This window comes from Streptomyces lateritius (genome assembly GCF_014649715.1).
Lineage (GTDB): Bacteria > Actinomycetota > Actinomycetes > Streptomycetales > Streptomycetaceae > Streptomyces > Streptomyces lateritius.
This window is the reverse complement of the sequence record NZ_BMTO01000004.1, coordinates 182,623-207,075: the sequence shown is the minus strand read 5'-3', so window position 1 is coordinate 207,075 and position 24,453 is coordinate 182,623. Positions and strand designations below refer to the sequence as shown.

The window sequence follows — 24,453 nt, the reverse complement described above, 5'->3', positions numbered from 1 at the left end:
CGGTGTCGGCCCGCGTCTCCCTGCGCACGACGATCCACTGGTTGAATCGCGTACCGGGTCCGCTCCGGGCGCGCGCCTGCCCCGGGCCCCAGGAGGCAAACGCGAAGGTGACGGGCGTCACCACCGAGGCGGGCGACGGATGTCCCCGCCGAGGCGGGTGAGGGTGTCGCCGGCGAGGGCGTGCGTTGTCGGTGGGGTGCGGCATGATCGGGGGTGTGACGCCACGCCTCATGCTCCTCGACACCGCCTCCCTGTACTTCCGCGCGTACTTCGGCGTGCCGGACTCGGTCCGGGCCCCGGACGGCACGCCGGTCAACGCCGTGCGCGGGCTGCTCGACTTCATCACGCGGCTCGTCCAGGACCACCACCCCGACCAGCTGGTTGCCTGCATGGACGCCGACTGGCGGCCGCAGTGGCGGGTGGACCTGATCCCCTCGTACAAGGCGCACCGCGTCGCCGTGGCGAGCGAGACCGGTCCGGACGAGGAGGAGATCCCGGACACCCTCGCGCCGCAGGTGCCGGTGATCGAGGCGGTCCTGGACGCGCTCGGCATCGCCCGCGTCGGGGTCGCCGGTTACGAGGCGGACGATGTCATCGGGGCGCTGGCCGGGCAGGCGAAGGGGCCCGTGGACATCGTCACGGGCGACCGGGACCTCTTCCAGCTCGTCGACGACGAGCGCGCGGTGCGGGTGCTGTACCCGCGCAAGGGCGTCGGCGACTGTGATCTTGTCGACGGCGAGCTGATCCGTACGAAGTACGGAGTGCGGCCCGACCAGTACGCCGACTTCGCGGCGCTGCGCGGGGACGCCAGCGACGGGCTGCCCGGGGTGAAGGGCATCGGCGAGAAGACGGCCGCGCAGCTGATCACGGAGTACGGCGATCTGGCGGGCGTCCGCGCGGCCGCCGGGGACCGCACGTCGAAGCTGACCCCCGCCAAGCGGCGCGGCGTCGTGGAGGCGGCTGCGTACCTGGACGTGGCCCCCACGGTCGTCCGGGTCGCGGGGGACGTGCCCCTTCCGGAGTTCGACCCGGCGCTGCCGAGCGCACCGCGGGACCCGGAGCTGCTGGCGGCGCTGGTGAAGCGCTGGGGGCTGGGCGGGGCGGTCGGGCGGCTGCTGCCGGTCCTGGAGCGGGAGATGCTAGCTTAGGTAAACCTAAGTTCTAGTTTCACCGAGCCAGGGAGAGCGTCGTGGCAGAGCAGCCCGCCCGCAAGGCACCGAAGGCCCACGAGGCACAGGTGGTGCGCACCGAGCGCATCACGCCGCACATGGTGCGGGTCGTGCTCGGCGGGGACGGACTGGCCACGTTCGAGGTGGGCGAGTACACCGACCACTACGTGAAACTGCTCTTCGCGCCGGAGGGCGTGAGCTACCCCGAGCCGTTCGACATGGACCGGATCCGCGCGAAGTACCCGCGCGAGCAGTGGCCCACCACCCGGACGTACACGGTCAGGGGCTGGGACCCGGTCCACCACGAGCTGACCATCGACTTCGTGGTGCACGGCGACGAGGGCCTCGCGGGGCCCTGGGCGTCGCGGGCGCAGGCCGGCGAGACCATGCGCTTCCTGGGGCCGGGGGGCGGTTACGCGCCCGACACGGCCGCCGACTGGCACCTTCTCGTGGGCGACGAGAGCGCGCTGCCGGCGATCGCGGTCGCCCTGGAGCGGCTGCCGGAGGGTGCGAGGGTCCACGCGTTCGTGGAGGTCGCGGACGGGTCGGAGGAGCAGAAGTTCGCGACGGCGGCGGGCGTGGAGGTGACCTGGCTCCACCGGGGCGGCCGGACGACGGGCGCGGCCCTGCTGGAGGCGGTGCGGAACCTCGACTTCCCCGAGGGCGACGTCCACGCGTTCGTACACGGCGAGGCGGGCTTCGTGAAGGAGCTCCGCCGGCACCTGCGGCTGGAGCGGCAGGTGCCACGGGAGCGGCTGTCGATCTCGGGGTACTGGCGGGCGGGGAAGACGGACGAGGCGTGGCGGGCGATCAAGCGTGAGTGGAACGATCAGGTGGAGCGCGAGCAGGAATCCTGATCGGTCCACGCGGTGCGGGCCGAGCCCGCGGGTGGGCGGCTCCGGAGCCCGGGACCTGTGGCCTGGGGGCTCAGGTGTTGTCACCGAAGAGGCGGTCGGAGGCGTCCACGTGGGCGAGTCGCCGTAGGGCGCCGAAGACCGCGTCGCCCAGGACCGTTCCCACCACCACGCCCTCCACCAGTTCCTCGCGGACCACGTTCCGCGCCACGTAGTCCAGGTCCGCCCGGGCCACCTGTTCCGCCGCCTCCGCGTACGCGTCGAGCACCTCCACGAACGCCCCGTGGCCGACGCCCTCCAGGGCCGCCAGCGCGACCGCCAGCGCCTCCGCCGCCGGGCTCTCGGTATGCGATCGCCATCCGTGCTTCGCGATCAGTGCGGCCACCGCCTGGCGGGCGGCGACGATCCCCTCCCCCCGCTCCTCCGGGTAACGCGGCACCACGCGGTCCGCCGCCACGCCCAGCACCTTGTGCACCGGCCGTTCCGTGTCGGCGATCGCCACGATCACCTCCCGTACGCCCGCGACCGACAGGCCGCCCACGTCCAGGAGCGCGCGGACCAGGCGCAGCCGCCGCACGTGCGTCTCGTCGTACGCGGCCTGGTTCGGGCTCGTCAGCTGCCCGGGCGGCAACAGCCCCTCCCGTACGTAGTACTTGATCGTCGGCACCGAGACTCCGGTCCTGCGGCTCAACTCTCCGATGCGCACCGTGCGTTCACCTTTCCGGTCCTGCTCCGGCCTTGCCGACCGGTCCCTCCATCATAGATAGTGGGGCTATCAGATAGCGGCAAGTGTCACTATCCATAACTCACGGGGGTAACCCATGTCCTCTTCGCTACCGCGGATAAGCGAACTCCACCGCCCGCTCGTCTGGTTCTCCGCCTCCATGGTGTTACTCGCCCTGGTCTCGGCCGTCGGCCTCGTCCTCGACGACCGCGTTCTCGTCGGCGCGCCCATCTGGTCCAAGCCGTTCAAGTTCGCGGTGTCGTTCGTCGCGTACGCGATGACGCTCGCGTGGATGCTCACCCTGCTGCCCCGCGGCCGCCGGGTCGGATGGTGGGCGGGCACCGTGGTCGCCGCGGCGAGCGCGACCGAGATGGTGCTCATCACGACGCAGGTGATCCGGGGCAGGCAGAGCCACTTCAACAACGAGACCGCGTTCGACGCGGCCCTGTTCCAGGCCATGGGCGCCACGGTCGTCGTCCTCTGGCTCGGCGCCCTGGTCATCGCGGTCCTGCTGCTGCGCGCCCGGATCCTGGACCGCGCCACCGCCTGGGCCGTACGGCTCGGCTCGCTGATCGCCTTGGCGGGCGCGGCCGTCGGTTTCCTCATGGTCCGGCCGACGCCGGAGCAACTCGCGGCCGGGGACGACGCCTCCGTCGTCGGCGCCCACAGCGTCGGAGTGGCGGACGGCGGTCCCTCCATGCCACTGACCGGCTGGGCCACGACCGGCGGCGACCTGCGGATCCCCCACTTCTTCGGCATGCACGCCCTACAGGTGATCCCGCTGGTCCTGCTCGCCCTGGTCGCGCTCGCCCCGCGCTTCGCCCGGCTGCGCGACGAGCGGGTACGACTGCGTCTGACGCTCGTGGCCTCCGGCGCGTACGCCGCCGGCTTCGCACTGGTCACCTGGCAGGCGCTGCGCGGCCAGGCGCTCATGACCGCGGACGCCACGACCCTCGCCACGGCCGGAGCGATCGTCCTCTCGACCGCTGCGGCGACCTGGGCCTCCCTGCGCACCCCCTCCGGCACCGCACCCGCCCTCGCGGCCAAGGAGTCCGTGGCATGACCGGTTTCCTCTTCGAGCTCTCCTTCTTCCTGGCCGCCCCCGTCTGGCTCCTGATGATCTTCGCGCCACGCTGGCGGGCAACGGAGCGGCTCGCCGCCTCCCCGCTGACGGTCCTACCGATCCTCGCGGTCTACCTCACGCTGGCCCTCCCGGTCCTCCCCGAACTGTGGACGGCGGTCAGCAGCCCGGACATCGACACCTTCCGAGACCTCACGGCCCTCGCGAACGGAGCCGGCGCGATTTGGGCGCAGGTCATCGCCTGGGACCTCCTGCTCGGCCAGTGGATGTACCGGGAGGCGCGCAGGCGGGGTATCTCCCCCCTGGTCATGGGCCCGTTGCTGATCCTCACGATCCTCCTGTCCCCCATCGGACTCCTGATCTTCCTGCCCCTGCGAGCGATGAAGAAGCCCGCCCCCGAGGCGTCGGGCGCCGCCTAGGCCGGCCCCCATGCGAACGATCGACCGGGCCGTGGGGGCCGTTGTGGGCTCGGCCGTGGGCGACGCGCTGGGCGCGCCCTTCGAGTTCGGGCTGCCGGGGGCCTACCGGGAACGCTTCCCCGACGGCACGGGCGAGATGTGCGGAGGCGGCGGCTGGGACCCGGGCGAGGCCACGGACGACACGCAGATGGCCGTCCTGGTCGGGGAATCGCTCCTGGACCGTGGCGGCCTGGACCTGCCGGACGTCTTCGCCCGGTTCCGGGCCTGGGCGGCCGCGGAGCCCAAGGACATCGGTCTGCAGACCGAGGACGTCCCTCACGAGCGGCGACCCCTGGGACCGCGCGGCCGCCCTCCACTTCCAGGTCAACGGCCGCGCGGCGGGCAACGGTTCGCTGATGCGGGCGTCCACCTCGGCGGTGTACTTCGCCGCCGAGGGGCGTGACCGCACCATGGCCGCGGCGCGCCGGATCGCGGCGCTCACCCATGGCGACGGGGCGGCCTGGGAGGGTACGGCGATCCTCCACGAACTCGTCCGCGTCTCCCTCCTCGGCGAGGACCCGCTCGCCGCCCTCCCCGCCACTCTCACCGCGATCGCCCCCGCACACCGGGACCGCTGGTCGAAGGTGCTCGCGCCCGACTGGCATCCGGACGACGCCACGGAGTTCAACGGCGCGGTCTGGCCCTGCCTGGCCTCGGCGATCTGGGCGCTGCGGACCACGGACTCCTTCGAGACCGCCCTGTCCGCCGCGATCGACCTGGGCGGCGACACCGATACGGTCGCGGCTGTCACCGGTCTCCTCGCCGGTACCGTCCACGGCGCCCCCGCCATCCCCGCCCGCTGGACGGCCCCCTTGCACCTCCCCCTCCCGGGCCACGGCGACCGCGTCCTGCGCACCGAGGACCTCGTCGCGCTGGCCACCTCCCTGGCCGCCGTCCGGCCGTCGACGTGACGGAGTCGCGGACGAGGGGTTCGCCGGGCGGGAGGATGCCGGCGACGGAGGGCGCGTCGCCCCTACCGCCCCTCCCGTACCGCCCGGTCCCCCCTCACCCGGACCGTGGCGAGAACCTCACGGTCCGGCTGGAGGGTCAGGCTCGGCACGGGACGTATCTCGCCGGGGTCCAGGTCGAGACGGAACCGGCGGGCCAGGACGGCCAGGACCAGGACGGCCTCGACCATGGCGAAGCGGGTGCCGAGGCAGACCCGCGGCCCGCCGCCGAAGGGGAACCAGGCGTATTCGGGTATCTCCTCGGCCGGCTCGCCGTCCGTCGTTCCCCACCGCTCCGGCTTGAACTCCTCCGGGTCGGTGAACCAGCGGGCGTCCCGGTGGGTGGCCCACTGGCTGCTCCACACCCGTGTCCCGGGAGCGATCGGCCTTCCTCCCAGCATCGCCCCCTCCTTCGCCATGCCGGTGAGGAGCCAGATCGTCGGGTAGAGACGCAGGGTCTCCTTCACGACGGCCTGCGTGTAGGTCAGCCGGGCGTAGTCGTCGAAGCCGGGTTCGCGGTCCCCGAGGACCCGGTCCAGCTCTTCGGTGAGCGCCGCGCGGACACGCGGGTTGTGGGAGAGGAGATGCCAGGCCCAGACGAGGGTGGAGCTGGTGGTCTCGTGTCCGCCGATGTAGAGCGTGACGGTCTCGTCGCGGATCTCCCGGTCGGAGAGGTGGGCGCCGGTCTCGTCCTGGGCGGCGAGGAGGCGGCTGAGCAGGTCGGGGCGCTCGGTGTCGCCGTCGCGGTGGCGGGCGACGACCCGGGAGACCTCGGCGTCGATGACGGCGGTGGCACGTTTGACGCGCGCCCGTCCGGGCGTGGGCACCCAGTCGGGCAACAGCGCCCCCAGGCCGCTGAACTCGGCGCCGATCTCCTTCTGCGCGACGTCCATGGCGCGGCCGATCGCTTCGGCGTCGGCAGCGGTGTCTACACCGAAGATGGTGCGGACGGCGATCAGTTGGGTGAGTGCGGCCATCTCCTTCTTGACGTCCACGCGCTGCCCGTCGCGCCACCGGTCGGCGAGCGCGACGGCGCACTCGGCCATGGTGGCGGCGTAGGACCGTACCTGCTTGGGACGGACGGACGGCTGGACCAGGGAGCGCTTGCGGCGCCAGTCGGCCCCCTTGGCGACCACGACTCCGTTCCCGAGCAGGGTGCGGAAGGCGATGCCGAGGTCGGGCTGGTCAAAGGTCCGCTCGACCTCGGTGAGGAGTTCGCCGATCGTGGCGGGGTGAGCGATGAAGAGGGCCCGGCCGCGACCGAACCGCCAGCTGACGAAGTCCCCGCGTGCGCGGAGCCGTTCGAAGAAGGCGAGTGGGTCCTTGCCGAACTCGGGAAGGTTCCCGAGCAACGGTACGCCCCGCGGCCCCGGCACGATTTTCTGTCCGTCCGTCGCCCCGTCGGCGGCGGCCCCGTCGGTAGCGGCCCTGTCGGCGGCGGCCGGACCGGCTTGCGTGGTCACGTGGTTTCCCTCCCCGCGGTGTTGCCCGGTGTGTGACTCCATGGAATCGGAGAGGTCCAACACTCCGCCACCCCTGTGGAAAACGTCCCTGTGGATGAACACAGGCGCGGGAACGAAAGGGGCCCGTGGCATCAACCACGGGCCCTGTCCGACTACTTGACCAATCCCCTGTCAGCCCACCGAGCTGTAGGCGACGACGCCCCTCAGCAGCGACTCCACCGCCTTGCGCGCATTCTTGGAGACCGTGCTGTTCTCCTTGGGCGCGGCGGCGGCGATCTGCCCGAGGACGTCGATGACCTGCTTGCACCAGCGGACGAAGTCACCGGCGGGCATCTCCGCCTCGCGCAGCACCTCGTCGAGCCCCTTGTCGGAGGCCCACTGGTAGGCGGCCCAGGCGAAGCCGAGGTCGGGCTCGCGCTGGCCGACACCCTCCGCCTGGTTGATCTTGAATTCCTCTTCCAGCGCGTCGAGCCGGCCCCAGATGCGCACCATCTCGCCGAGGGCGGCCTTCGCCTTCCCCGTGGGAAGCTTCGGCGCGACGGCGTCGTCGGCCTGCCGTGCCTCGTACACCAACGCGGAGACACAGGCGGCCAGTTCGGCCGGGTTGAGGCCCTCCCAGACACCCTCGCGCAGGCATTCGCTGGCGAGCAGGTCGAGTTCGCCGTAGAGACGGGCGAGCCGCTTGCCGTTGTCGGTGACGTCGTCGCCCCGGAGGTAGTCGAGCTCGGTGAGGAGCGCGACGATCCGGTCGAAGGTCCGCGCGATGGTGTTGGTGCGGCCCTCGATGCGCCGTTCGAGCTGGCGGGTGTCACGCTGCAGCCGGTGGTAGCGCTCGGCCCAACGGGCGTGGTCCTCGCGCTCGTCGCAGCCGTGGCACGGATGTGCGCGGAGCGCCGTGCGCAGCCGGGCGATCTCGCGGTCGTCGGCGGCGGGCGAGCGATCCCTGCGGTGCCGCTCGGGGTTGATGTGTCCGGCCTTCGTCCGCAGCGCGGAGGCGAGGTCCCGTCGCGACTGCGGGGAGCGCGGGTTGAAGGACTTGGGGATCCTCATGCGCTCCAGCGCCTCGACGGGGACCGGGAAGTCGATCGAGGCGAGCCGCTTGACCTGCCGTTCGGCGGTGAGGACGAGCGGGCGGGGCCCGTCGTGGTGCTCGAAGCCGCGGTGGCCGTTGGTCCGCCCGGCGGGGATGCCAGGATCGAGGACGAGGGCGAGGCCGGCGAACTTGCCGGTGGGGACGTGGATGACGTCACCGGTCTTCAGCCGCTCCAGGGAGGCGGCGGCCTGGGCCCGGCGCTGCGCCGCGCCCTGCTTGGCCAGTTCGGTCTCGCGGTCCTTGAGGTCACGGCGCAGCCGTGCGTACTCCTCGAAGTCTCCGAGGTGGCAGGTCATGCCCTCCTGGTAGCCCTGGAGCCCCTCTTCGTTCTTCTGGACCTGGCGGGAGATGCCGACGACGGACCGGTCTGCCTGGAACTGCGCGAAGGAGGTCTCGAGCAGTTCGCGGGAGCGGTGCCGGCCGAACTGGTCGACCAGGTTGACGGCCATGTTGTACGACGGCTTGAAGCTGGAGCGCAGCGGGTACGTGCGCGTGCCGGCGAGTCCGGCGAGATGGCCGGGGTCCAGGCCGCGCTGCCACAGGACGACGGCATGGCCCTCGACGTCGATGCCTCGTCGTCCGGCGCGTCCGGTGAGCTGGGTGTACTCGCCGGGAGTGATGTCGGCGTGCTGCTCGCCGTTCCACTTGACGAGCTTCTCCAGGACGACCGACCGGGCGGGCATGTTGATGCCCAGCGCGAGGGTCTCCGTCGCGAAGACGGCCTTGACCAGTCCGCGGACGAACAGTTCCTCGACGACTTCCTTGAAGGTGGGGAGCATGCCTGCGTGGTGGGCGGCGATGCCGCGCTCCAGGGCTTCCAGCCACTCGTAGTACCCGAGGACGTGCAGGTCTTCGGAGGGGATGGAGGCGGTGCGCTCCTCGACGATCTCGCGGACCCGCTGCCGTGCGTCGTCGTCGTTGAGCCGCAGCCCGGCGTACAGGCACTGCTGGACGGCGGCCTCGCAGGCGGCCCGGCTGAAGATGAAGGTGATGGCGGGCAGCAGCCCCTCGGCGTCGAGCCGCTCGATGACCTCGGGCCGGCCGGGCGTCCAGATGCGGGAGCGCTGGCGGCGCTCGCGCTCGCGGTCCGCCTCGCGGACCATCTTGCCGCGCCGCCGCTCCCGCGGGTTGTACGTGCGGGTGTTCTCGGTGCGTGCGAGGCGCATCAGATCGGGGTTGACCTCGCGGCGCGAAGCGGCGCGGCCGCCGTGATCGGTCTCTTCCTCGAAGAGGTCGTACATCCGGCGCCCGGCCAGGACGTGCTGCCAGAGCGGCACGGGACGGCTCTCGGAGACGATGACCTCGGTGTCGCCGCGCACGGTGTCGAGCCAGTCGCCGAACTCCTCGGCGTTGGAGACGGTCGCGGAGAGTGAGACCAGCGTCACGGACTCGGGGAGGTGGATGATCACTTCCTCCCAGACGGCGCCCCGGAAGCGGTCGGAGAGGTAGTGGACCTCGTCCATGACCACGTAGCCGAGGCCGCTGAGCGCCTGGGACCCCGCGTACAGCATGTTGCGGAGGACTTCGGTGGTCATGACGATGATCGGGGCGTCGCCGTTGACGCTGTTGTCCCCGGTCAGCAGGCCGACCTTGCCGGGGCCGTACCGCTTGACCAGGTCGGCGTACTTCTGGTTCGACAGCGCCTTGATGGGTGTCGTGTAGAAGCACTTGCGCCCTTGGAGGAGCGCGAGGTGGACGGCGAACTCGCCGACGATGGTCTTGCCCGAGCCCGTGGGCGCCGCGACGAGCACGCCTTTGCCCGCCTCGAGGGCCTGGCAGGCCTCGATCTGGAAGGGGTCCAGACCGAATTCGTACAGCTCGCGGAAGGGGGCCAGCGCCGTGGCCTGCTCGGCGTTACGAGCCCGGGCAGCTGCGTACGCTTCGGCTGGTGTGAGGTCCTCTGTCATCTTGCTCTCGAGCCTACCCGCCCCCTCTGACAGCGACGCGATCTTTAATGAGCGCGCGCATCGGCGGGCGCCAGGACCCGAAGTGCCCCCGGTACGCAGGTGGCGGTCAACGGCAGCGGTCCCAGCGGCTCCCCGTCTGCGTAGCCGGTGACGCCGGGGGCGTCGAGGGTGAGGGTGCGGACGCGGTGGACGGTGACCTTGGGGTGGTCGAGGTGGGTGCCCCGGTAGACCTGGGGGAAGACCTTGATCAGGGTCGTACGGCTGCAGTCGCCGACGACGGTCACGTCGAACAGCCCGTCGTCCATCCGCGCTCCGGCGCAGATGCGCATGCCACCGCCGTAGGAGGTGCCGTTGCCGACGGCGACGAGGGTGGCCTCGACCTGCCGCTCGGTGCGGTCGTCGAGAGTGAGGCGGTACGGCACCGGCCGGAAGGCGGCGAGTTCGGCGATCATGGCGAGGTCGTACTTGAAGCGTCCGACGGGCAGCCTCATGCGGTTGCCGCGGTCGTTGACCCTGGAGTCGAACCCGGAGGCCAGAACGGTCCCGAACCAGCGGTCCCCGACCCTGCCGAGGTCGATGTCCCGCCCGCCGCCGCCCTTGAGGAGGTCGGCGGCGAGCCGGCCGGCCGCCGCGGGGTCGCGGACGGGCAGTCGGAGCGAGCGGGCGAAGTCGTTGCCGGTGCCGACGGCGACCACGCCGAGCGGGGTGGGTGTGCCTGCCACGGCACGCAGAGCCAGCGAGACCATGCCGTCGCCGCCTACGGCGACGAGTGCTCCGGTGCCGGCGGCGACGGCCTCCCGGGCGCGCCGCAGGGCGTCCTCGGCATCGGCGCCGAGGACCGTGCGGACGGAGAATCCGGCGTCCCGGAGCGCGCGAGCGGCCGGCTGCGCGGCGTGCGCGCCCCGGCCGCGTCCCGCGGTGGGATTGACGAAGAGGGTGATCTCGCTGGTCATGGGTGCCCCCCGGACGGTGCCTGGGGGCAGGACCCTACAAGATCAGGTGATGTCGTCGTAACCGCCCGGCCGCAACGCCCTGGTGCCCTCGGCTTCGCCGGTGGCCTGCTCGGGCAGGGCGCGGGTCGCGCCGACCGGTTCGACGGCTCCGACGGTCTCGGGGGTGAGGTCGAGGCTGGAGGCCTCGTCGTCGTCGAGCTCGGCGTCCGGGTTGTTGCGCGCGCGGCGCCGGTCGTTGAGGAGCGAGAAGCCGACGGCCGCGAAGTACAGGACGGTGATCGGCCCGGCGAGGGCCAGCATGCCGACGGGGTCAGTGGTGGGGGTGATGAGGGCGCCGAAGACGAAGACACCCATGATCACGCCGCGCCACCAGCCGGCCATCCGTCGGCCGGTGAGGACACCGGTGAGGTTCAGCATCACCAGGACGAGCGGCAGCTCGAAGGCGAGGCCGAAGACGAGGACCATGCGCAGGGTGAAGTCGAGGACGTCACCGAGGGACAGGATGTTCGCCGAGCCGCCGGGCGTGAGGCTGATGAGCACCTTCACGCTGATGGGAAGGATGAGGTACGCGAGGTAGGCGCCGGCGGAGAACAGCGGGACCGCAGCGCCGACGAAGGCGTACGTGTACTTCTTCTCGCTCTTGTGCAGGCCGGGCGCGATGAACGCCCACAGCTGGTACAGCCAGACCGGGCTGGCGACGACGAGACCCGTCACGAGGCTGACCTGGATCGTCGTGCTGAAGGGAGCGATCAGTGTGTTGAAGGAGACGATCGCGCAGTTTCCGCCGTCGCTGGTGACGCCGGGCCCGCACTTGGGCACCGACTTCGTCAGGAACTGCATCAGCTCCTCGCTGTACACGAGGGCCACGACGGTGACCGCGGCGATGGCCAGCAGGCCCTTCGCCATACGGTTGCGAAGCTCACGCAGGTGTTCCACGAGGGGCATCCGGCCCTCGGGATCCTTCTCCTGCTTGCGGGCAGACTTGAGCAACCCACGTCCTCATCTCGTGCGGCAGCCGCCGCTCGGTGCGGCGGCCGCGGCGGACCGGGTCAGCGCTTGGTGGTGTCGGAGGGCTCGGTCACGGGACGCGAGCTGCTCACGTCTCCGGGCGCGGCCTGGATCGTGCGCGGGGCGGCCTGGTCCGGGGTGCCGGGCTGCGGGGGGTCGGCGGGCGCGCTCTGCTGGTCGTCGGACTTCATCGCCTTGGCCTCGCTCTTGAGGATGCGGGCCGACTTGCCCAGCGAACGGGCCATGTCCGGGAGCTTCTTGGCGCCGAAGAGCAGGATGATGACGACGAGGATGAGAATGATCTCGGTGGGGCCGAGCCTACCCATAGCTGTTTACCTTCTTCACCGAGGCGACATGGAGTGCGTGCCCGGCGGGTCGGACATGCGTCCGGCCACCGCGCTGTCTGCGATCGTAACCCGCAGGAGTAAACGCGGGGCAATGCCTGTGCATACTCGCGATTGCGGCCCGCGCACCCCTCTCAGGGCCACTTCCAGCAGCGTACGGCACGGGCTCAGCGCAACGCGTCGCCGGTTCGGGCCAGATCTCCGGCCGCCTTTTCGAGATCCTCGGCCGCGCGGTTGATGCGCTCGGCGGTGTGGGCCACTTGGCGGCCGAGCCGCTGGACCTCCAGGAAGACCTTGATGCCGAGGACGCCGAGGACGGCGATGCCGAGGAATCCGAGAGCGATGGCGAGCATGGGCCAGAACATGTGCCGAGCCTAGACGTTGCGCGGCCGCCGCGGAGCTGCCGGACCCCCTGGGGCGGGTGCGGAGCCGCGGAGCTGCCGGACCCCCTGGGGCGGGCGCGGAGCCGCGGACGACTGCCGGACCCTCAGACGGTGGAGTGCAGGCGCAAGGTGCGTACACCGCCACCGGTGAGGAGTTCGACGATGCGCTCGCCGGCCGGCTTGCGGACGGCACTGCCGCACTCGGGGCAGGTGAAGGAGTAGAAGGTGGTGCGGCGGCTGGCACCGATCGCGAGGCGCAGGGCCCCGGCGGAGAGTTCGAAACGAGCGCGGCAGTCGGGGCAGGAGGCCTTGAAGAAGACCGGGGCGATCGCCGCCGTCATTCCGTGCATCACGGACATTTCCCTCATCTCTCTCGACTCGCGCGCTCGCGTCTCCGGGCCCGCACATCCGTCGACTCCATAGGCAACAGCGCCGCCCGGGCGTGGAATGTCACATTCCACCCGCTCTGGCGTCACTCGCGGCCTTCGTAGGCGGCGAGAGCGGCGATCGCGGCCTCCCGCGCGCTGTCCGCGAGGCCCTGCGGGGAGACGATCCGGCCGTCACTGCCGAGCCGCAGCGCGAGGCGCCGCAGCGAGGTGGGGTCGGGCGTCCGCAGAGTGATGCGCAGACCCCCGTCGGGCAGCTCGTCCGCACGGTCGTGAGGGTAGTACTCGGCGACCCAGCGACCGCCGGGACCCACCTCCACCACGACCTCCGGGTCGTCCGCCGACGGCTGGACGAGACCTTCCGACAGGTCCCGCAGCTCGATCTCCGGCGGCGCGGAGTGCTCGTCCAGGATCCGGATCTCCGCCACCCGGTCGAGACGGAAGGTGCGCCGTGCCTCGGAGAGCCGGCACCACGCCTCCATGTAGGTGTGGCCCACGGCGAACAACCGGATGGGGTCCACCTCGCGCTCGGTCAGCTCGTCACGGGCGGGCGAGTAGTAGCGCAGCCAGAGCCGCCGGCGCTCCGAGATCGCCCGGTCCACCTCGGCGAAGACACCGCCCTCGGACTCGAAGGTGACCGACAGCCGGGAGCTGGCCCCCGCCGCTTCGCCCGCCGCCGCCTCCAGCTTGGCGGTGGCCCGCAGCAGCGCCTCGCGGTCGCCCTCACGCAGCCCGGGCAGCGTGGCGACGGCCCGCGCGGCGACCAGCAGAGCGGTCGCCTCGTCGGCGGCGAGACGCAGCGGCTCCGCCGCGTCGGCTCCCAGGGCGCCGGGGTTGCGCCACCAGATCCGGTCGCCGTCGGTGTCGATGTCGAGCAGATCGCCGCCGCGGAAGCTCGTGCCGCACATGGGCAGCACGTCGAGGTCCGAGATCAGCTCGTCCTCGGTGATCCCGAAGGCGCGCGCCACATCGGCGACGTGGGCACCCGGGCGTTCCCGGAGGTAGGTGACGAGGGAGAGCATCCGCCTCGTCTGGTCGATCGCGTTCGCAGCCATGCCGTACGTCTCCCCTTCAGCCCTTGGCCACGGCGCGCAGCCGGTCCACCACGTCGGCCCGCAGATCCGCGGGCTCCAGTACGACCACGTCGGGGCCGAACTCCACGAGCCACGCGTCCAGACCGTGGCCGTACGGGATCTCCAGCTCGTCCCAGCCGTCCGCGCCCTGCGTCACGGACTGGGCGCGGGCCCGCAGCGGATAGCCGCAGCCGGCTCGCAGCCGGATCCGCGCGGAGCGGGTGGCGGTCTCCCCCGCCCAGCTCTCGACGGTCTCGCGGACGGTGACGGCGTCGGGCACGGGGGCGGTGAACGCTCCGGCGCGGGAGCGGACCTTGCCGGTGATACGGGAGAGCCGGAAGACGCGCTCGGCACCCCGGTCCCTGTCCCAGCCGGCCAGGTACCAGTGGCCGCGCCAGCACTCCAGGGTCCACGGCTCGACCTGTCGGGTCTCGGGGCGGGCGGCGGTGGCCTTGCGGTAGTCGAAGACGACGGGGCGCCGGTCACGGCAGGCCAGCATCAGAGGCTCGAAGGCGGCCTCGTGGACCGGGATGCGCGGTTCGAGCGCGCTGGGCTGGACGTCGTAGGAGTCCTCGGCCTCGGGCATGCCCGCGGCGCGAAGCTTCTGCAGGGCGCCGCTGGCGGCTCCGGCGAGACGAGCCTGCTGCCAGACCTTGGCGGCGAGGCCCAGCGCGGCGGCCTCCTCCGCGTCGAGCGTGATCGGCGGCAGACGGTTGGAGTCCCGACGGGCCAGGTAGCCGGTCTCGCCCTCGAGGTTCTCGACCGTCTCGATGATCAGGCCGAGCTCGCGCAGATCGTCCTTGTCGCGCTCGAACATCCGGTTGAAGGCGTCGTCGGCTCCGGCCTCGAGGTAGGCCTCGATGGAGCCCCGGAGCTCACGCTTGCTCAGCGGGCGGCGGGTTCCGAGCAGACACAGCGCCAGGTTCATCAGCCGCTCGGCCTTGGCAATCGCCATCGACGCCCTGCACCTCTTCTGCCGGATTCACTTCTCGGACGTCCGACCGTACCGCCCCGGGGTGTCGAGACAAAAGCCGAGGGCCCACACCGAGCCCCCCGGACCAGGTCCGGGGATCGGTATGGGCCCTCGACGGACCGAAAGCGGTCAGCGCTTGGCGACGCCCACCAGGTCGCAGACGAAGATCAGGGTCTCGCCCGGCGCGATGGCGCTGCCCGCGCCACGGTCTCCGTACGCGAGGTGCGCGGGGATGACCAGCTGACGGCGGCCCCCGACCTTCATGCCCTGCACGCCCTTGTCCCAGCCCTGGATGACCTGGCCGACACCGAGCTGGAAGTCCAGCGCGTTGCCGCGGTTCCAGGAGGCGTCGAACTCCTCACCCGTGGAGAAGGCCACACCCACGTAGTGGACCTTGACGAAGTCGCCGGCCTCGGCGATCTCGCCGTCGCCCTCCCAGATGTCCTTGATCTCCAGGTCCTTCGGCGGCTCGCCGCCCGGGAAGTCGACCTCGGGCTTCTCGATGCTCACTGAACTGCTCCTCATACTGATGAACTGCGCGAACGGGACAGTCTTACATCTTCGCGAGGATGTCCACGGCGAACACCAGTGTGGAGTTCTTCGGGATGCCCTGCTTCTCCTGGTCGCCGAAGGCCTCCGACGGCGGAGCGACGATCAGGACGCGGCTGCCGACCTTCTTGCCGGTGATGCCGTCCTTCAGCCCCTTCAGGGTCAGCTGCGCCAGCGGGAAGTTCGCGGTCTTGCCCGTCGCGTACGTGGAGTCGAAGACCTTGCCGTCCTTCCACAGCGCCGCGACGTAGTTCACGACGACCGTGTCGGTGCCCTTGACGACTTCGCCCTTGGACTCGAGCACGTAGCTGGAGACGAGCTTGGTCGGCGGGTCGACCTTCGGGACGGTGAGCGAGGGAGCCTTGCCGTCGGTGTTCGTACCGACCTTCGGCAGGTCCTTGTTGTCCTGGGCGACCTCGGATCCCCCGGCGGACTTCGGGATCGTGGTGGACTTCAGGATGTCCACCACGAAGACGAGGGTGGCGTTCGGCTTGATGTCGCCCTGACCCTGCGCTCCGTAACCGAGCTCCGGCGGGATGCCGATCTCGATGCGGCTGCCGACCTTCTGGCCCTCCAGGCCCTGATCCCAGCCCTTGATGACCTGGCCCGCGCCGAGCGTCAGGTCGAACGGCTGCCCACGGTCGAAGCTGTTGTCGAAGGGCTTGTCCGAGTCCCAGGCCTGGCCCAGGTAGTTCACCTGGAGCGCGTCGCCCTTCTTCGTGACCGCGCCGTCGCCCTTGCTGATCACATTGACCTTGAGCTCCTTGGGCGGGTCCCCCTCTCCCTTCGCGAGAGTGGGCTTCTCTCCGAACTTCGCACCCGCGGTGATGGCGGGGAGCCCGTTCGTCATCGAGGCGGAATCGGAGCCCTTGTCGTCGCTGCCGCAGGCCGCTGTCGAGAGCAGCAGCAGCGGGACGACAAGTAGGCCGGCAAGTCGGCGCACGTGTTCCTCAGATCTCAGACGGCACAGTAGTTGCCCGACACTCTAGGGGGTGCGCCCCGGATCCCGCCCGGCTCGCGGGCCCAGGCGTGCCGAAGGCCCCGCGCGAGGAACACGCGGGGCCCGCACTGCCTGCCCGCCGGCCTACATCCCGGCGATCAGCTTCTCCACCCGGTCGTCCACCGACCGGAAGGGGTCCTTGCACAACACGGTGCGCTGCGCCTGGTCGTTGAGCTTGAGATGGACCCAGTCGACGGTGAAGTCCCGCCGCTGCTCCTGGGCACGGCGGATGAAGTCGCCGCGCAGTCGCGCCCTGGTGGTCTGCGGGGGCACGGACTTGCCCTCGAAGATCTTCAGGTCGTTGCAGATCCGGGCGGCCTGGCCCTTCTTCTCGAGGAGGTAGTAGAGCCCGCGGCGGCGGTGGATGTCGTGGTACGCGAGGTCTATCTGCGCGACCCGGGGGTGCGACATGGTCATGTTGTTCTTCGCCCGGTACCGCTCGATGAGCTTGTACTTCATGACCCAGTCGATCTCGGTGCCGATACGGTCGAGGTCCTCGGCCTCGATGGCGTCGAGCGTCCGGCCCCACAGCTCCAGGACCTGGGCGACCGTGCCCGTACGGATGCCGCGGCGGTCGACGAAGTCGGCGGCCTTCTCGTAGTACTCGCGCTGGACCTCCAGGGCGGAGGCCTCACGCCCGCTGGCGAGGCGGACCTTGCGCTGGCCGGTGATGTCGTGGCTGACCTCGCGAATGGCCCGGATCGGGTTCTCCAGGGTCAGGTCGCGCATCACCGTGCCGGCCTCGATCATGCGCAGCACGAGGTCGGTGGCACCGACCTTCAGCAGCATGGTCGTCTCCGACATGTTCGAGTCGCCGACGATGACGTGCAGGCGGCGGTAGCGCTCGGCGTCGGCGTGCGGCTCGTCGCGGGTGTTGATGATGGGCCGGGAGCGGGTGGTGGCGGAGCTGACGCCCTCCCAGATGTGCTCGGCACGCTGGGAGACGCAGTAGACGGCACCACGGGGGGTCTGGAGCACCTTTCCGGCGCCGCAGATGAGCTGCCGGGTGACGAGGAAGGGAATGAGGATGTCCGCGAGCCGGGAGAACTCTCCGTGGCGGGCGACGAGATAGTTCTCGTGGCAGCCGTAGGAGTTTCCGGCCGAATCGGTGTTGTTCTTGAAGAGATAGACGTCGCCGGCGATTCCCTCCTCGTGCAGGCGGCGTTCGGCGTCGACGAGCAGACCTTCGAGAATGCGCTCCCCGGCCTTGTCGTGCGTGACCAGTTCGGTCACGTTGTCGCATTCGGGAGTTGCGTATTCCGGATGCGAACCCACGTCCAGGTACAGGCGGGCGCCGTTCCGCAGGAAGACATTGCTGCTGCGGCCCCATGACACGACACGGCGGAAGAGGTAGCGCGCCACTTCGTCAGGAGACAGTCGGCGCTGTCCCCTGAACGTGCACGTGACGCCGTACTCGTTCTCCAGCCCGAAAATGCGGCGGTCCATGTCTGAACATTACGCCTGAAGGCGTGCGCTGAAACCGGGTTCGACAGCCCCGTTTCGATCATTTTCCGATGAGCGCGTGCTCTTTTCGGTGTGGGCGGCGTCGGCCGCGACCGCGCTGACGGCGTGTCGCACGCCGCGGCCCGGCGCCATGAGGACCCGCCCGGTGGCCAGGAGCACCAGCAGGGCCACCGAACCGCCCGCCGAGGCCACCGCGAAGCCCGCGGTGGTTCCGGCGAGTTCGACGACCGGGCCCGCGACCGCCGAGCCGAGGGCGGCTCCCACACCGAAGGTGGTGACGAGCCAGGAGAAGGCCTCGGTGACGGTGCCGGTGGGCGCGTGCCGGTCCACGACGATGAAGCCACAGGCGAGGGCCGGAGCCAGGAAGACACCGGAGAGCGCCGCGAGCGCGGTCATCGCGCCGACACCCGGCGTGAGCATCAGCGGCAGATAGCCGAGCGCGAGCAGCCCCACGATGACCCGCAGCCGCCGCTCGGGAGCGCCCGCCCACCGGCGGGCTCCGTAGAGGACGCCGCCGACGAGCGCGCCGAGGCCCAGGGCGGCCATCAGCCAGCCGTACGCGGCCTCGTTGCCCCGGTCGTCGGCGTAGGCGAGGCCGGCCACGGTGATGGAGCCGAGCGCGAGCCCGACGAAGAAGAAGGAGCCCAGCAGTGCGAGGAGCCCGGGCGAGCGCAGGGCGCCGAGCCAGTGGGCCTCACGGGGTTCCGAGCGCCACGCGCGCGAGGGCTCGGACAGGACGACGGAGAGCGCGCCGAGGACGCCGAGGACGTTGATGACCAGCAGTGCTGCCGCCGGTGACCAGAGCGCGACCAGAAGGGTGACGAGCAGGGGGCCGACCGTGAACATGACCTCCTGGGCGACGGCGTCCAGGGCGTAGGCCCGGTGGACCCGCTCCTCGCGGCCGAGCACGCTCGGCCACAGGGCGCGCAGCCCGCCTTCGAGGGGCGGGGTGAAGAGTCCCGCGACGACGACCGCCGCGTAGGCGAGGACCAGGGGGCTGATTCCGGCCACCGCGAGGGCGATCATGCCGAGCGCGGAGACGAGCGCGGCCGGCAGCTGGACGCGCGGCTGGCCCTTGAGGTCGACCGCGCGGCCGAGGAGCGGCTGGCCGACGGCGGTGGCGATGCCGTAGGCGGCGGTGAGGCCCCCGGCCAGGCTGTAGCTGCCACCTTCGGAGCGGACGAAGAGCACGACGGCGATGGGCCCGGTGCCGTTGGGGAGGCGTCCGACGAGGGTGCCGGTGAGCAGGCGCAGCGCGTGCGGCGCCCTGAGGATGTCGCGATAACCGCCGCTGTCCTTGGCCTCGGTGGCCATGTCGGTCTCCTCTCCCCCGGTGTCCACCGCCGAGGTTTTACGTATAACGTCGCGCGTCATACGTACCATGGCCGCATCCCCGGGGTCCACCCCGCGGAAAAGAACCGTTCCCTCGCGGAGGCATGCGTGCACACCTCGGAACCCCTCGGCACAGGGCGGCCCACCAGCCGGGACGTCGCCAGACTCGCCGGGGTATCCCAGGCCACCGTCTCCCTCGTCCTCGGCGACAAATGGCGCGGCCGCGTCTCGGAACGCACCGCCGACTCCGTACGCCGAGCGGCCACCGAACTCGGATACCGGCCGAATCTCGCCGCCCGCAACCTCCGCCTCGGACGGACCAGGACGGCCCTTCTCGTCGTACCCGCCCTCACCAACGAGTTCTTCGCCCGCGTCTACACCGGCGCCGCCACCGTCGCCGCCCGCCACGGCTTCGGCGTCGTCCTCTACCCCTCCCCCGACGGCGTCGGCCCCGCCAAGGACCCCTTCGCCTCAGCCCGCGCCGCCCTCGACGGCGTCATCGCCTCCTCCATGGCCGCCGACGCCCTCAAAGCCTTCCGCGGCACCGACCTCCCCCTGGTCATGCTCGACAGCGACCCCTCCGACACCGGCGCCGCCGCACACGTCAACCTCGACATCGCCGACGGCATGCGCCAGGTGACCAGCCACCTGCTCGCCCTCGGCCACCGCCGCTTCGTCCACCTCGCCTCCGCCGTACCCTCCTGGACCTTCGACGTACGAGCCGCTGCCCTCGCCGACGCACTGCGCCACGTCTCCGTCCGCACCATCCACGCCCCGCTGGACGTCGACGGCGCCCGCGCGGCCACCGAACGCGCCCTGACCGGCCCCGGCCCCCGGCCCACGGCCCTCGTCTGCGACGACGACATCCTGGCCGCCGGAGCCTGCAAGGCCGCCCGCCGCCTCGGCCTGCGCGTCCCCGAGGACATCTCGGTCACCGGCTTCGACGACCTCGCCCTCGCCACCGCCGTCGAACCCGAACTGACCACCGTCCGACTCCCCGCCGAACACATCGGCGAACGCGGCATGGCGGCCCTGCTCGCCGTCCTCGCCGGCCAGACCCCCGAACCCGGCGGCCTCCCCGTCACCCTCATGCCCCGCGGCTCCTCCGGCCCCCCACCCGCCTGAGAGCACGACGAAGGCCCCAGCCCGCGGGCCAGGACCTTCGACAACCCTCCGGAGGACCGGAGCGGAGAACTACTCCTCCGAGTCGTCCAGGATGTCGTCCGACGGCTCGTCCGTCCTGGCGCTCGCCGCGTTGTCCGCCTCCAGCAGACGCACCAGCTGACGCCCGACGATCCGCTTGAACTTGCGCTGCTGCGGACGCCTGCGATCCAGGACCGCCACCTCGAGCCGCTCCGCGGGGATCTCCCGCTCGCTGCCGTTCGTGTCCCGGGACAGCGCCTGGACGGCTAGCTTCAGCGCCTCGGCGAGGGACATCCCGTCGCGATGCCGCTGGTCCAGGAAGCTGCTGATCTGCTCCGCATTGCCGCCGACCGCGACCGAGCCGTGCTCGTCCACGATCGACCCGTCGTGCGGAAGCCGGTAGATCTGGTCGCCCTCGGGCTCCTCGCCCACCTCGGCGACGACCAGCTCCACCTCGTACGGCTTCTCGCCGGCGCTGGAGAAGATCGTGCCCAGCGTCTGGGCGTAGACGTTCGCGAGGCCCCGGGCCGTGACGTCATCCCGGTCGTAGGTGTACCCCCTCAGATCGGCGTACCGCACGCCACCGATACGGAGATTCTCGTACTCGTTGTACTTGCCGGCCGCCGCGAAGGCGATCCGGTCGTAGATCTCGCTGAACTTGTGCAGCGCCCGCGAGGGGTTCTCACCGACGAACACGATTCCGTCGGTGTACTGGAGGACGACCAGGCTGCGACCGCGGGCGATGCCCTTGCGGGCGTACTCCGCCCGGTCGGCCATGGCCTGCTGGGGTGAGACGTAGAACGGAGTCGACACCGGCTACCCGTCCCTTTCTTCTGGGTTCTACGGAAGACGAGCGGTCAGAGCAGGGCGGCGCGCGGACCGTCGGGCTGCTCCAGGCGCCGGTCGGTCACCTGGCGGGCGATCGCCGAGGCCTCCTCGTCGGTGAGCCTGCGGAAGCCCTCGTCGGTGATGACGGTGACGATCGGATAGATCTTGCGGTACAGGTCCGGGCCCCCGGTCGCCGAGTCGTCGTCGGCCGCGTCGTACAGGGCCTGCACCACCAGCGTGGTGGCCTGCTCCTCCGTAAGGTCGGGACGGTAGAGCTTCTTCATGGAGCCGCGCGCGAAGATCGAACCGGAGCCGGTGGCGGCGAAGCCGTGCTCCTCGGAGCGGCCGCCGGTCACGTCGTACGAGAAGATCCGGCCCTTCTCCTTGGCCTCGTCCCAGCCGGCGAAGAGCGGGACGACGGCGAGACCCTGCATGGCCATGCCGAGGTTGCCGCGGATCATGGTGGAGAGCCGGTTGGCCTTGCCCTCCAGGGAGAGGGTGGTGCCCTCCACCTTCTCGAAGTGCTCCAGCTCCAGCTGGAAGAGCTTCACCATCTCCACGGCGAGACCGGCGGTGCCGGCGATGCCCACGGCCGAGAACTCGTCGGCCGGGAAGACCTTCTCGATGTCCCGCTGCGCGATCATGTTCCCCATGGTCGCCCGCCGGTCACCGGCGAGCACGACCCCGTCGGGGAAGGTCGCGGCGACGATCGTGGTGCCGTGCGGCGCCTCGACGATCCCCTCGGGCAGCTTCCGGTTGCCCGGGAGCAGAGACGGCGAGTGCTCGGACAGGAAGTCCATGAACGAGGACGATCCCGGCGTCAGGAAGGCAGCTGGTAGACGCCCGGTGCTACGAGTGTTGGCTTCCACGCGTGTCCCTCCAGGTATGAAATGGCCCGACGCAGAGTGTCGGGATCGTCTCCCAACTTGCCGATGGCCGAATTGCAGTTGAAGCACAGTACGCCACGGACCCTACCCGTCTCGTGACAGTGATCAACATGGACTGCGGGAGCAGCCAGGCAGATCGTGCAGATCCCCATCTGGAAGGAGACCATCTCGGCACGCTCGGCCTCCGTGATGCCGTAGGAACGCTTGAGATGTCCGGCCCGGCCTTCGATTGCACGGCACGCCTTGCATCGTGTGGACAGTCCGTCGGAAGCCGCCTCGTTGCGATCCCAGTCCGCATGGGGCCTGGTCTCGCCACAGCGGCGGCAGTACTTGTACCCGTGGGGCGCCTCCACCCTGGGTCGCACGTTCTTGCCCTTGGCCTTCTGGCGCTGCTGGTGATAGGCCGCCGCGCACGGCCTGCAGTAGCACTGCAGGCCGTCTCGCATGGCCCGGTTACTTGCGAACGCCTCATGCGGCTTCGTCTCGCCACGCCGACTACACCGCTTAACGCCTTCCGACATCAACCCCCCAGGGCCGACTTCACCTTCGAATGAAGGGCGAAGTCACTCCCCGCCTTTCTGAACGAAGGAGCGCACGAAGTCCTCGGCGTTCTCCTCGAGCACATCATCGATTTCGTCCAGAACCGAGTCGACGTCGTCGCTCAGCTTCTCCTGGCGTTCCTTGAGGTCGGAGGTCTCCTCCGTGGTGGTCTCCTCGACCTCCTCCGTGGAACGCGTCGCCTTCTGCTGTCCGCCGCCGGTGTCCTTGGTCGCCATATCCCTCACCCCGCTCGAATCGGCCCGCTCGGTTGGGTCTCTCAAGATCAGACCCTACAAGCCAGGTCTGACATCGGCCCCGCAGTTGGTGCAACGTCCGGGCCCTCATTCCATGATTCCCAGTGCTCGGGCATTTCAGCCCCTCATGAGCCGCCGGACAGGACGCGGACCAGTTCTTCCGCCGTCCTGCAGCGGTCCAGAAGTTCCTTCACGTGGTTCCTGGTGCCCCGCAGGGGCTCCAGGGTGGGCACGCGCTGGAGCGAGTCGCGGCCCGGCAGGTCGAAGATGACCGAGTCCCAGGAGGCGGCGGCCACGTCGTCCGCGTACTGCTCCAGGCAGCGGCCCCGGAAATAGGCCCTGGTGTCCTCCGGAGGCTTCGTCTCCGCCCTTTCGACCTCGGCCTCGTCAAGGAGGCGCTTCATCCGCCCCCGGGCCGCCAGACGGTTGTACAGGCCCTTGTCGGGGCGTACGTCGGCGTACTGCAGGTCCACGAGGTGCAGCCGGGGCGCGTCCCAGTCCACCTCGTCGCGGCGCCGGTAGCCCTCCATGAGCTCGCGCTTGGCGATCCAGTCCAGTTCGCCGGCCAGGCTCATCGGGTCGTTCTCGAGGCGGTTGAGGGTGTCCTCCCAGCGGACCAGGACGTCCTTGGTCTGGTCGTCCGCGTCGGCCCCGAAGCGCTCCTCCACGTACTTCCTGGCCAGCTCGAAGTACTCCATCTGGAGCTGGACGGCGGTGAGTGTCCGGCCGCTGCGCAGCGTGACGAGGTGGGCGAGGGTCGGGTCGTGGGAGACCTCGTGGAGGGTGCGGACCGGCTGGTCGACGGCGAGGTCCACGTTGATGAAGGAGTCCTCGATCATCGACAGGACGAGGGCGGTGGTGCCCAGTTTGAGGTAGGTGGAGATCTCCGAGAGGTTGGCGTCACCGATGATCACATGGAGTCGGCGGTACTTCTCGGCGTCCGCGTGGGGTTCGTCGCGGGTGTTGATGATGGGCCGTTTGAGGGTGGTCTCCAGGCCGACCTCGACCTCGAAGTAGTCGGCGCGCTGGCTGATCTGGAAGCCGTGCTCGCGTCCGTCCTGGCCGATGCCGACGCGGCCCGCGCCGGTGACGACCTGGCGGGAGACGAAGAACGGGGTGAGGTGGCGCACGATGTCCGAGAAGGGGGTCTCCCGCTTCATCAGGTAGTTCTCGTGCGTGCCGTAGGAGGCGCCCTTGTTGTCGGTGTTGTTCTTGTAGAGGTGGATGGGCTGGGCGCCGGGGAGCTGGGCGGCTCGTTCGGCGGCCTCGGCCATGATCCGTTCGCCGGCCTTGTCCCAGAGGACGGCGTCGCGGGGGTTGGTGACCTCGGGGGCGCTGTATTCCGGGTGGGCGTGGTCGACGTAGAGCCTGGCTCCGTTGGTGAGGATGACGTTGGCCAGGCCGATGTCCTCGTCGGTGAGCTGGCTGGAGTCGGCGGTCTCGCGGGCGAGGTCGAAGCCTCGCGCGTCCCGCAGCGGATTCTCCTCCTCGAAATCCCAGCGGGCGCGACGCGCCCGGTGCATCGCCGCCGCGTAGGCGTTGACGATCTGGGACGAGGTGAGCATGGCATTGGCGTTCGGGTGGCCCGGAACGGAGATTCCGTACTCCGTTTCGATGCCCATTACTCGCCGTACGGTCAT

General features: G+C 70.6%; 24 protein-coding genes and 1 pseudogene. 6 read left to right on the top strand and 19 right to left on the bottom strand.

Annotated elements, in window-relative coordinates:
* The first annotated feature begins 203 nt into the window (after positions 1-203).
* Complete coding sequence (locus IE136_RS09855; RefSeq protein WP_189600124.1) at positions 204-1,148, top strand: 5'-3' exonuclease; 945 nt, start codon at positions 204-206, stop codon at positions 1,146-1,148.
* 41 nt (positions 1,149-1,189) lie between these two features.
* Positions 1,190-2,026 (top strand): siderophore-interacting protein, encoded by an 837-nt coding sequence (locus IE136_RS09850; RefSeq protein WP_189600123.1) that lies wholly within the window; start codon positions 1,190-1,192, stop codon positions 2,024-2,026.
* 70 nt (positions 2,027-2,096) lie between these two features.
* Here the strand turns inward: IE136_RS09850 and IE136_RS09845 are convergent, their stop codons facing one another.
* Positions 2,097-2,729, bottom strand: coding sequence for a MerR family transcriptional regulator (locus IE136_RS09845; protein ID WP_189600122.1), 633 nt, complete (start codon positions 2,727-2,729; stop codon positions 2,097-2,099).
* Between the two features lie 178 nt (positions 2,730-2,907).
* Between IE136_RS09845 and IE136_RS09840 the strand changes: the two genes are divergently transcribed.
* The 3 genes and pseudogenes from IE136_RS09840 to IE136_RS09830 all read left to right on the top strand — a co-directional run bounded on the left by IE136_RS09840 (position 2,908) and on the right by IE136_RS09830 (position 5,197).
* Positions 2,908-3,810: a hypothetical protein gene (locus tag IE136_RS09840; RefSeq protein ID WP_189600233.1), complete on the top strand. Its 903-nt coding sequence runs from the start codon at positions 2,908-2,910 to the stop codon at positions 3,808-3,810.
* Positions 3,807-4,247 carry an ABA4-like family protein gene (locus tag IE136_RS09835; RefSeq protein ID WP_189600121.1) on the top strand — a complete coding sequence of 147 codons (441 nt, stop codon included), beginning with the start codon at positions 3,807-3,809 and terminating at the stop codon, positions 4,245-4,247. Before IE136_RS09840 ends, IE136_RS09835 begins: the two co-directional genes overlap by 4 nt.
* Before the next feature lie 10 nt (positions 4,248-4,257).
* Positions 4,258-5,197, top strand: a pseudogene (locus IE136_RS09830) (ADP-ribosylglycohydrolase family protein).
* Positions 5,198-5,259: 62 nt separating this feature from the next.
* Here IE136_RS09830 and IE136_RS09825 read toward each other — a convergent pair.
* The 13 genes from IE136_RS09825 to IE136_RS09765 form a co-directional block, all read right to left on the bottom strand.
* Positions 5,260-6,612 (bottom strand): cytochrome P450, encoded by a 1,353-nt coding sequence (locus tag IE136_RS09825; RefSeq protein WP_229818758.1) that lies wholly within the window; start codon positions 6,610-6,612, stop codon positions 5,260-5,262.
* Positions 6,613-6,867: 255 nt separating this feature from the next.
* The gene (locus IE136_RS09820) at positions 6,868-9,696 is read right to left on the bottom strand and encodes a DEAD/DEAH box helicase (protein ID WP_189600119.1); all 2,829 of its coding nucleotides are present in this window, start codon (positions 9,694-9,696) and stop codon (positions 6,868-6,870) included.
* A 44-nt stretch (positions 9,697-9,740) separates the two neighbouring features.
* Positions 9,741-10,649 (bottom strand): diacylglycerol kinase, encoded by a 909-nt coding sequence (locus IE136_RS09815; protein WP_189600118.1) that lies wholly within the window; start codon positions 10,647-10,649, stop codon positions 9,741-9,743.
* A 42-nt stretch (positions 10,650-10,691) separates the two neighbouring features.
* Entirely contained in the window at positions 10,692-11,639 is a 948-nt protein-coding gene (gene tatC, locus IE136_RS09810) for a twin-arginine translocase subunit TatC (protein ID WP_506417205.1), read from the bottom strand.
* 59 nt (positions 11,640-11,698) lie between these two features.
* Entirely contained in the window at positions 11,699-11,983 is a 285-nt protein-coding gene (gene tatA, locus IE136_RS09805; protein ID WP_158985667.1) for a Sec-independent protein translocase subunit TatA, read from the bottom strand.
* Positions 11,984-12,168: 185 nt separating this feature from the next.
* Positions 12,169-12,366, bottom strand: a complete 198-nt coding sequence (locus IE136_RS09800) for a hypothetical protein (RefSeq protein WP_158985669.1) — start codon at positions 12,364-12,366, stop codon at positions 12,169-12,171.
* Between the two features lie 122 nt (positions 12,367-12,488).
* On the bottom strand, positions 12,489-12,752 hold the full coding sequence (locus tag IE136_RS09795) for a CpXC domain-containing protein (protein ID WP_189600117.1): 264 nt from the start codon (positions 12,750-12,752) through the stop codon (positions 12,489-12,491).
* A 104-nt stretch (positions 12,753-12,856) separates the two neighbouring features.
* Entirely contained in the window at positions 12,857-13,825 is a 969-nt protein-coding gene (locus tag IE136_RS09790; RefSeq protein ID WP_158985671.1) for a helix-turn-helix transcriptional regulator, read from the bottom strand.
* A gap of 16 nt (positions 13,826-13,841) precedes the next feature.
* Complete coding sequence (locus tag IE136_RS09785; RefSeq protein ID WP_189600116.1) at positions 13,842-14,798, bottom strand: helix-turn-helix transcriptional regulator; 957 nt, start codon at positions 14,796-14,798, stop codon at positions 13,842-13,844.
* Positions 14,799-14,945: 147 nt separating this feature from the next.
* The gene (locus IE136_RS09780; RefSeq protein WP_158985675.1) at positions 14,946-15,326 is read right to left on the bottom strand and encodes an FKBP-type peptidyl-prolyl cis-trans isomerase; all 381 of its coding nucleotides are present in this window, start codon (positions 15,324-15,326) and stop codon (positions 14,946-14,948) included.
* A 43-nt stretch (positions 15,327-15,369) separates the two neighbouring features.
* On the bottom strand, positions 15,370-16,308 hold the full coding sequence (locus IE136_RS09775; protein WP_189600115.1) for an FKBP-type peptidyl-prolyl cis-trans isomerase: 939 nt from the start codon (positions 16,306-16,308) through the stop codon (positions 15,370-15,372).
* A gap of 141 nt (positions 16,309-16,449) precedes the next feature.
* Complete coding sequence (gene pafA / locus IE136_RS09770) at positions 16,450-17,811, bottom strand: Pup--protein ligase (protein ID WP_158985679.1); 1,362 nt, start codon at positions 17,809-17,811, stop codon at positions 16,450-16,452.
* A 9-nt stretch (positions 17,812-17,820) separates the two neighbouring features.
* Positions 17,821-19,143: an MFS transporter gene (locus IE136_RS09765; protein ID WP_158994084.1), complete on the bottom strand. Its 1,323-nt coding sequence runs from the start codon at positions 19,141-19,143 to the stop codon at positions 17,821-17,823.
* Positions 19,144-19,269: 126 nt separating this feature from the next.
* On the opposite strand from IE136_RS09765, the gene IE136_RS09760 reads away from it, so the two are divergent.
* Entirely contained in the window at positions 19,270-20,286 is a 1,017-nt protein-coding gene (locus IE136_RS09760; RefSeq protein ID WP_158985681.1) for a LacI family DNA-binding transcriptional regulator, read from the top strand.
* Positions 20,287-20,355: 69 nt separating this feature from the next.
* On the opposite strand, the gene prcA is transcribed toward IE136_RS09760, so the two are convergent.
* The 5 genes from prcA to dop form a co-directional block, all read right to left on the bottom strand.
* Complete coding sequence (gene prcA / locus IE136_RS09755) at positions 20,356-21,117, bottom strand: proteasome subunit alpha (protein ID WP_158985683.1); 762 nt, start codon at positions 21,115-21,117, stop codon at positions 20,356-20,358.
* Positions 21,118-21,161: 44 nt separating this feature from the next.
* Positions 21,162-22,001 (bottom strand): proteasome subunit beta, encoded by an 840-nt coding sequence (prcB, locus tag IE136_RS09750; RefSeq protein ID WP_158985685.1) that lies wholly within the window; start codon positions 21,999-22,001, stop codon positions 21,162-21,164.
* Positions 21,953-22,171: an endonuclease VII domain-containing protein gene (locus IE136_RS36700; RefSeq protein ID WP_373309047.1), complete on the bottom strand. Its 219-nt coding sequence runs from the start codon at positions 22,169-22,171 to the stop codon at positions 21,953-21,955. The genes prcB and IE136_RS36700 overlap by 49 nt, the downstream gene beginning before the upstream one ends.
* A 411-nt stretch (positions 22,172-22,582) precedes the next feature.
* Positions 22,583-22,795 (bottom strand): ubiquitin-like protein Pup, encoded by a 213-nt coding sequence (locus tag IE136_RS09740; protein ID WP_158985689.1) that lies wholly within the window; start codon positions 22,793-22,795, stop codon positions 22,583-22,585.
* A gap of 143 nt (positions 22,796-22,938) precedes the next feature.
* Complete coding sequence (gene dop / locus IE136_RS09735) at positions 22,939-24,453, bottom strand: depupylase/deamidase Dop (RefSeq protein WP_158985691.1); 1,515 nt, start codon at positions 24,451-24,453, stop codon at positions 22,939-22,941.

Excerpts from the sequence above, each read along its gene's own strand:
- IE136_RS09855 (WP_189600124.1), top strand. The coding sequence starts at position 204 with ATGATCGGGGGTGTGACGCCACGCCTCATGCTCCTCGACACCGCCTCC.
- IE136_RS09840 (WP_189600233.1), top strand. The coding sequence starts at position 2,908 with ATGGTGTTACTCGCCCTGGTCTCGGCCGTCGGCCTCGTCCTCGACGAC.
- IE136_RS09835 (WP_189600121.1), top strand. The coding sequence starts at position 3,807 with ATGACCGGTTTCCTCTTCGAGCTCTCCTTCTTCCTGGCCGCCCCCGTC.
- IE136_RS09820 (WP_189600119.1), bottom strand. The coding sequence starts at position 9,696 with ATGACAGAGGACCTCACACCAGCCGAAGCGTACGCAGCTGCCCGGGCT.
- IE136_RS09815 (WP_189600118.1), bottom strand. The coding sequence starts at position 10,649 with ATGACCAGCGAGATCACCCTCTTCGTCAATCCCACCGCGGGACGCGGC.
- tatA (WP_158985667.1), bottom strand. The coding sequence starts at position 11,983 with ATGGGTAGGCTCGGCCCCACCGAGATCATTCTCATCCTCGTCGTCATC.
- IE136_RS09800 (WP_158985669.1), bottom strand. The coding sequence starts at position 12,366 with ATGTTCTGGCCCATGCTCGCCATCGCTCTCGGATTCCTCGGCATCGCC.
- IE136_RS09795 (WP_189600117.1), bottom strand. The coding sequence starts at position 12,752 with ATGAGGGAAATGTCCGTGATGCACGGAATGACGGCGGCGATCGCCCCG.
- IE136_RS09790 (WP_158985671.1), bottom strand. The coding sequence starts at position 13,825 with ATGGCTGCGAACGCGATCGACCAGACGAGGCGGATGCTCTCCCTCGTC.
- IE136_RS09785 (WP_189600116.1), bottom strand. The coding sequence starts at position 14,798 with ATGGCGATTGCCAAGGCCGAGCGGCTGATGAACCTGGCGCTGTGTCTG.
- pafA (WP_158985679.1), bottom strand. The coding sequence starts at position 17,811 with ATGGACCGCCGCATTTTCGGGCTGGAGAACGAGTACGGCGTCACGTGC.
- IE136_RS09765 (WP_158994084.1), bottom strand. The coding sequence starts at position 19,143 with ATGGCCACCGAGGCCAAGGACAGCGGCGGTTATCGCGACATCCTCAGG.
- IE136_RS36700 (WP_373309047.1), bottom strand. The coding sequence starts at position 22,171 with ATGGGGATCTGCACGATCTGCCTGGCTGCTCCCGCAGTCCATGTTGAT.
- IE136_RS09740 (WP_158985689.1), bottom strand. The coding sequence starts at position 22,795 with ATGGCGACCAAGGACACCGGCGGCGGACAGCAGAAGGCGACGCGTTCC.
- dop (WP_158985691.1), bottom strand. The coding sequence starts at position 24,453 with ATGACCGTACGGCGAGTAATGGGCATCGAAACGGAGTACGGAATCTCC.